This window comes from Halomonas salsilacus (assembly GCF_051216275.1).
Taxonomy (GTDB): Bacteria; Pseudomonadota; Gammaproteobacteria; order Pseudomonadales; family Halomonadaceae; genus Halomonas.
On the sequence record NZ_JBPKAQ010000014.1, the window covers coordinates 73,685 to 79,684 of the forward strand.

The following is a 6,000-nucleotide window of genomic DNA, read 5'->3' on the forward strand; positions in this document are numbered from 1 at the left end:
GGCTGATGCCACTTGTGGGAGCTGGGCTCTGCCCGGCGAATGGCGCCGCGGGCGCCCCGGCGGCCGTTACCAACGAATCAACCAGCGGATGCACCAGCATCAAGGCAAGGCGCCCATGCAAGCTAATTCCATACAAATCAAGCTGGCCAACCCGCGGGGCTTCTGCGCCGGCGTCGATCGCGCCATCGAGATCGTCAACCAGGCGCTGGACGTCTTCGGCCCGCCGATCTACGTGCGCCACGAGGTGGTCCACAACCGCTTCGTGGTGGACACCCTGCGTGAGCGCGGCGCCGTCTTCGTCGAGGAGCTACACGAGGTGCCCGACGACGTCATCGTGATCTTCTCCGCCCACGGCGTCTCCCGCGCCGTACAGGAGGAGGCAGAGCGCCGCGGCCTCAAGGTGTTCGACGCCACCTGCCCACTGGTGACCAAGGTCCACCTGGAGGTGCTGCGCTACGCCAAGCGCGGCCAGGAGTGCATCCTGATCGGCCACGAGGGCCACCCGGAGGTGGAGGGCACCATGGGCCGCTACGACACCTCCCATGGCGGTGCCATCTACCTGGTGGAGGACGAGAAGGACGTGGCCAGGCTGGAGGTGAAGGACCCGAGCCGGCTCGCCTTCGTTACCCAGACGACGCTCTCCATGGACGACACCGCCCGGGTGATCGACGCCCTGCGCGCCCAGTTCCCGGAGATCGAGGGGCCGCGCAAGGACGACATCTGCTACGCCACCCAGAACCGCCAGGACGCCGTGCGTGAACTGGCCGCCGGCGTGGATCTGGTGCTGGTGGTGGGCAGCCCCAACAGCTCCAACTCCAACCGCCTGCGCGAGCTCTCCGAGCGCGTCGGCACCCCCGCCTACCTGATCGACAACGCCGAGCAGATCGACCCTGCCTGGCTGGAAGGCGTGAGCGCTGTGGGCGTCACCGCCGGCGCCAGCGCCCCGGATGTGCTGGTGCAGGGCGTCATCCAGCGCCTGCAGGAACTCGGCGCCGAGGCCCCCGAAGAGCTCGCTGGCCGCGAGGAGACCATCACCTTCTCCATGCCCCGCGAGCTGCGCGAACGCGTCATCGTCAGTTCGTAAAGCCCGGCTGTAAACGAGAACGCCGCCGTCATTTGTCTGACGGCGGCGTTCTCGCTAGTGAGGCAGACGAAGCCCTGCGGCGTGTGCCGGCGTTACCCTGTGGGAGAATCCATGTTGTACCACGAGCAGCGGGACTACTGGTGGGAGCCCGGGCTCCCCAGGCGAACTCCGCGCAGCGGTGAGGCGCCTGTAGCCCATGGTGGCGAGCGCCTGGGTGGGTGCCAGGCCCGCCGGCAGGAGAAGGGGCAGAGCCTTCCTGAGAGTCATGTCGTGTGTCTGCGGAGCAGATAAAAGCGCTGTGGTGGGCACCTTGCTTCTGCGTCACTTCTATATTGAAAAGTAATTAACGATGTTTCATCTATTCCATTATTGCGGATAGGGGAGGGCGACCCCCTTGCCTTGCAGCGCCAACTCACTGTATTAGCGACTCTTTCAAGGACAGGTTCCAACTGGTGATTCAGAGTCTAGCGAGTGAGCGAACGCTAACCAGGTGTGAGATTCCTGAACCTTGACCCTAGCGAGAAGCCCGCCTGTGCTACATAATGAAACCAAACGTAACGAAAGCAGGAGAAGCGCGGCGTGACCCCATCGAGCACCCGACGCAGGCCCCACAGCCCCGCAGGCAGCACCCGGCGCAGCGCCGGCTTCACGCTCATCGAACTGATGATTGCGGTAGCCGTGATCGGGATCTTGGCGTCTATTGCGATACCCAGCTATCAGGGTTATTTGGAAAGAGCCAGAGTTACTGATGGGCAGTCACTCTTGATGGATTTAGCTGGAAGATTAGAACGTTGTTATACCGTAAACAGTAATTACTCTACATGTATTGATACACCGACTGTAACTACAGAACTACTATTTTTGTCAGATGAAAAATTTTATCGCGTAACTTCAGATGATTTTTCGGCTTCAGCGGCCACTTTTACCATCACCGCAACTAGGAATCCAGATGAACTGAAGCAAGGACAGGTAAAGTGTGAGTGGTTGCAAATAAACCAGCAAGGTAAAAAGGATAGCGATAATGACTGCTGGTAAGAGTGAGAGGCAGTCTGGATTTACTCTGATCGAATTATTGGTCACAATAGCGGTTGTTGCAATCCTTGCAACTGTCGCTGTTCCTAATTTTCAGAGCATGGTAGCTAGGAATCAGATCTCTACAGATTTCAATAAAGTCCTGTCGGTAATGCACTATGCTAAAAGTGAAGCAGCTAAAAGACGCGAAAATATTACAGCCGTATTTGTAAGTGATGGGAATGTTTGGAAAATTGAGATTTGGATAGGTAGTGGTGAGGGTGCGGCTGAATGTGAGGGTAATGAAGACTGTTTGCGACTTGCCACTGGTTCGTCAACTCCTGTCAGTATTGTGACTGCACCTGCTGACGGGAAAATCACATTCAATGCTTTAGGGCGTGCGGCATCGTCCTGCCCGGTTGGCAATCCTTGCTCAGTTACATTAACACACACTAGCACGCAAGTTAATTATGTGGATATGAAGATTAACTCTCTCGGTAATATTTATCGTTTATAAAGTTTTGATGAGTGCGGGGGGGTGAAATAAAATGTCAAAATCTTTCGGTTTTACTCTTATAGAGTCGTTGGTGGCAGTTCTTGTCCTTTCGATAGGTTTGCTGGGCGTTGCCGCAATGCAGCTAAAGGCGCTTCAAAGTTCTCATGTCTCATATCAACGTACTATTGCAACGTTAGCTGCTCAAGATGCTGTCGAAAGGCTTTGGATTAACTTGGGAGAATCGACAGGGTATTTATGCCCCGCAGCCGAACTTCCAAGTGATAGTGCAGATGGTTCTGAAGAAGAAGTCGTTTCGGAGTTTCTTGAAAATTGGAAAGAGGACTGGGGTGCTCATTTGGATTTAAGATCTGTCGCGACTCTCGAGGTTCTTTCTTCTTCGTGCACATATGGAATCGTTGTAGGTTGGGTGGATAATCGCTTTGCCGATGAAAGTCAATGGAGTGGGGAAGGAGAGCAAGGGTTGTCCACACTTCACTACAGAGTTAAGCTTCCAAAGAGAACGATATTATGATGTACAAGAAAGAGCCTGGCAATAATACGTTTAGATATAGCTCAGGCTTTTCCTTGGTAGAGTTAATGGTGGCATTATTGATCGGCCTATTGATACTTTTGGGTGCTGGCCAACTATTCTTGATGTCGAAAAGAAGCTATGATCAAGCTGAGATGTTGGCAACCCGACAGCAAGCCGTAAGGTCAATATTTGATATTATTTCTTTGGATGTCAGGACTGCTGACCGTGTCGTCGATAATGCCTCCAATCAGCTCGTTCTCCTCCTTAAATTTGCAGCCGATCGTCGCGAGAAAGACCCATACTGCCCATCTAATGAAAAACTTAAAAAAGTTCAATTTACATTTGATTCGAGCGACCAAGCTTTATTTGTATCTGTAGATTGCGGTGTGACAGTCGAAGGTGAAGAGATAACTGATGATCCTTTGGGTAAAGGTGAGGGGCTCATTTCAGGTATTGAGAATATGAGATTTGTTCTAAGTGATGATCATTATGGTGAAGATGCAGATGGGGAAGTAATTTTTCTCAATGACAGGGGGCTGTCAGTGGAGCTGGATGTTACCTTTCCTTCATTAGCTGGCGATGAAGAGGGTGGTCGACGAAACTTTGTTTTTAAAGTCGCTAGGCGCGAAAATATTATGTAGCACTAGGCTTTGTAGGGGATTGATATGAACAAAAGGTATAGTGGTTCTTCGAATCAAAGTGGAGCTGCGCTGATTGTGACCTTAGTCCTTCTGGTGGTTGGTCTGTTACTTGGTCTTTCGAGTTTTCAGAATTCTCAACAGGAGGAGTCCATGGCAGGTAATCACCGGGCTAGTGCTTTAGCCATGATGGCAGCAGAATATGGGGCTTCCCAGTTTTGGCACGATGTTCAAAACGCTATAGATAGCGGGGATATTGCATCTCCAGGAGATCCGGGTGCTGATGATGATTATGATACCTATCTGATAAAGATATTGGAGAGTTTCACCGATTGGGCAGAGAACTCAACTTACAATCCGACATACGGAAAATGTGAAAATCTCGGTGGAGAAATCGGAAATGCATGCTATCGCATATCGGTAGGAGCCGTTTCAGGCAGGCTTGTTTCCATTGCTTCGGATGGTTTTGTCCATGAGGGTGAGATAGTCGATACAAGTAATAATGGAATTCCGGAAAATCAGATTTCTCGTCGCCGTATTGCCATGGGTTGGGGTGCGATGCTTGGCGAATCTCTTTCACCATTTAATCTTGCAGGCGACATTGTGGACTATGATGGTATTAAATCTCAGGCTGAAGTTTCTGGTGAGGAGATAGATGGCTATGTGAATCCGGCAATTTCGGTCGCTGGAAAAGATCAAGCCGAAAAGATTGTTCAGGATATCGTTGGAGAAAAAACAGATATCGATAATAAAGCTGTATTTATCCCTAAAAACCCTAATGATTGTAAGTTGGGTGGTAGTACATTTCACCAATCTTGTGGTCCTAAAGTTGAGGGTGTCTATCACGCCAAGGACAATGCTGTGATTACGGGTGATCCACCCGAATATACTGGTAAATACGAAGGCTGCAAATCGGCGCAAAATGATCTTTGTAATTACAAGGGTGGCATTTCTTCCAAGCTTGGAGCGAATATTCTAAGTAGGCCTGACGAGTTTCATGATTTTATTAATGCTTTGGTCCAGCAAGAAGGAGAGAACCCAACTGTCTGGAAAGACCAGATTGATACCAACCATGGTGACGGGGTTACTTTTGTCACCGCTAAGACCAAGCCTGATAGTTATGAAAAGTTGCCAGATTCTGGTTATTTAGATTATAAACAGGTCTATGAAATTCCTATCTATGGCCTTGATGATAATGTTACCGAAGATGGGCGCCTAACAAAGTCCAAGTTTGAAGTTGCAAAAAACGGTGGCTTTGCGGGTAGTGGTGTTCTCGTTGTTGATGGCGACTTGGAGTTCAAGGGAAATCCAGGATTTGATGGTTTGATTATTGTTCTTGGTGATTATAACCTGAGTGGCGGTGGTAAAGAGGATTTTACAGGAGCTATCATATCCGCACCATATAGCAAGCGTTATGAATACCAGAAAGTTGGTGAAAATTCTGAATGGGAATATCTAAGATCGACTCCTGCCGCTAACTCTGATGGTGATATTATTTATATTTTCACTGATGAGAATGGTAATGAGGTTTATTTAGATGGTAATGCCTGGACATTAGATCCAGGTGAAGATGGAGTTGAACATCCTCGCCTTACTTCGAATCATTTTGAAGATAGTGAGCTAAATCTCAATAAGTTATCTGTGAGTAGAAAATTTGATCCTGTGGGTCTAAATGTTAATGGCGGTGGTACTCAAAATCACGTTTATAGTTATGAGTCGATTGAGAAAGCATTCTCCTACTTGGATGATCAATCCCTGCTTGCGCTGCTTGTAGGTCAGGCTAAGCCAGATGGCAGTTACGATTATGGCTTGTCAGTTTGGGAAGAGAATGTCAGTGGCATTTACAATGATTGATAATTGTTATCTGCTGATCTTCGGCCCGCCCTCCCGGCGGACTATTTATTTTCTACGCCAGGCATGACGCTCAGCACCAAAAGGTGCTGTTCCCGGGGCACCATCCCGGGATGGCTTGGAAGTGAAAGTCCCCTGCACGCCCTGCAAGGGGAAGTGCTGTAAGCGGTCCAGCAACCCCATCTTCTGGAGCTGAGTAGCGTCGGGCAGACTGGCGACCTCTATGGATAGGAGGATGCCATGAACGAGCTGACCTCGACGCAGGCCTACTGGCTGGGCCATCCCGAGTTCGACACTTCCAGCCCGATTTCGGCCCGAAATTGGCACCCGTGGTCTGAGAATTCAGCCACTTAGCCAATTTTGGCCGAACCCTTTGTAGTGACACGTT

General features: G+C 50.2%; 6 protein-coding genes. All 6 read left to right on the forward strand.

The features are described from left to right. Nucleotides 1-115: 115 nt before the first annotated feature. The 6 genes from ispH (at nt 116) to ACR80S_RS16560 (ending at nt 5,615) form a co-directional block, all read left to right on the forward strand. Nucleotides 116-1,084 carry a 4-hydroxy-3-methylbut-2-enyl diphosphate reductase gene (ispH, locus tag ACR80S_RS16535; RefSeq protein WP_435403839.1) on the forward strand — a complete coding sequence of 323 codons (969 nt, stop codon included), beginning with the start codon at nt 116-118 and terminating at the stop codon, nt 1,082-1,084. Nucleotides 1,085-1,663: 579 nt separating this feature from the next. Continuing rightward, nucleotides 1,664-2,119 carry a type IV pilin protein gene (locus tag ACR80S_RS16540; protein WP_435403840.1) on the forward strand — a complete coding sequence of 152 codons (456 nt, stop codon included), beginning with the start codon at nt 1,664-1,666 and terminating at the stop codon, nt 2,117-2,119. Continuing rightward, nucleotides 2,106-2,612, forward strand: a complete 507-nt coding sequence (locus ACR80S_RS16545) for a GspH/FimT family pseudopilin (protein WP_435403841.1) — start codon at nt 2,106-2,108, stop codon at nt 2,610-2,612. Before ACR80S_RS16540 ends, ACR80S_RS16545 begins: the two co-directional genes overlap by 14 nt. A gap of 31 nt (nt 2,613-2,643) precedes the next feature. Beyond that, nucleotides 2,644-3,123: a type IV pilus modification protein PilV gene (gene pilV, locus ACR80S_RS16550; RefSeq protein ID WP_435401188.1), complete on the forward strand. Its 480-nt coding sequence runs from the start codon at nt 2,644-2,646 to the stop codon at nt 3,121-3,123. Further along, complete coding sequence (locus ACR80S_RS16555) at nt 3,123-3,764, forward strand: PilW family protein (protein WP_435403842.1); 642 nt, start codon at nt 3,123-3,125, stop codon at nt 3,762-3,764. Before pilV ends, ACR80S_RS16555 begins: the two co-directional genes overlap by 1 nt. A 24-nt stretch (nt 3,765-3,788) precedes the next feature. After that, nucleotides 3,789-5,615 (forward strand): PilX N-terminal domain-containing pilus assembly protein, encoded by a 1,827-nt coding sequence (locus tag ACR80S_RS16560; RefSeq protein ID WP_435403843.1) that lies wholly within the window; start codon nt 3,789-3,791, stop codon nt 5,613-5,615. Nucleotides 5,616-6,000 lie beyond the last annotated feature (385 nt).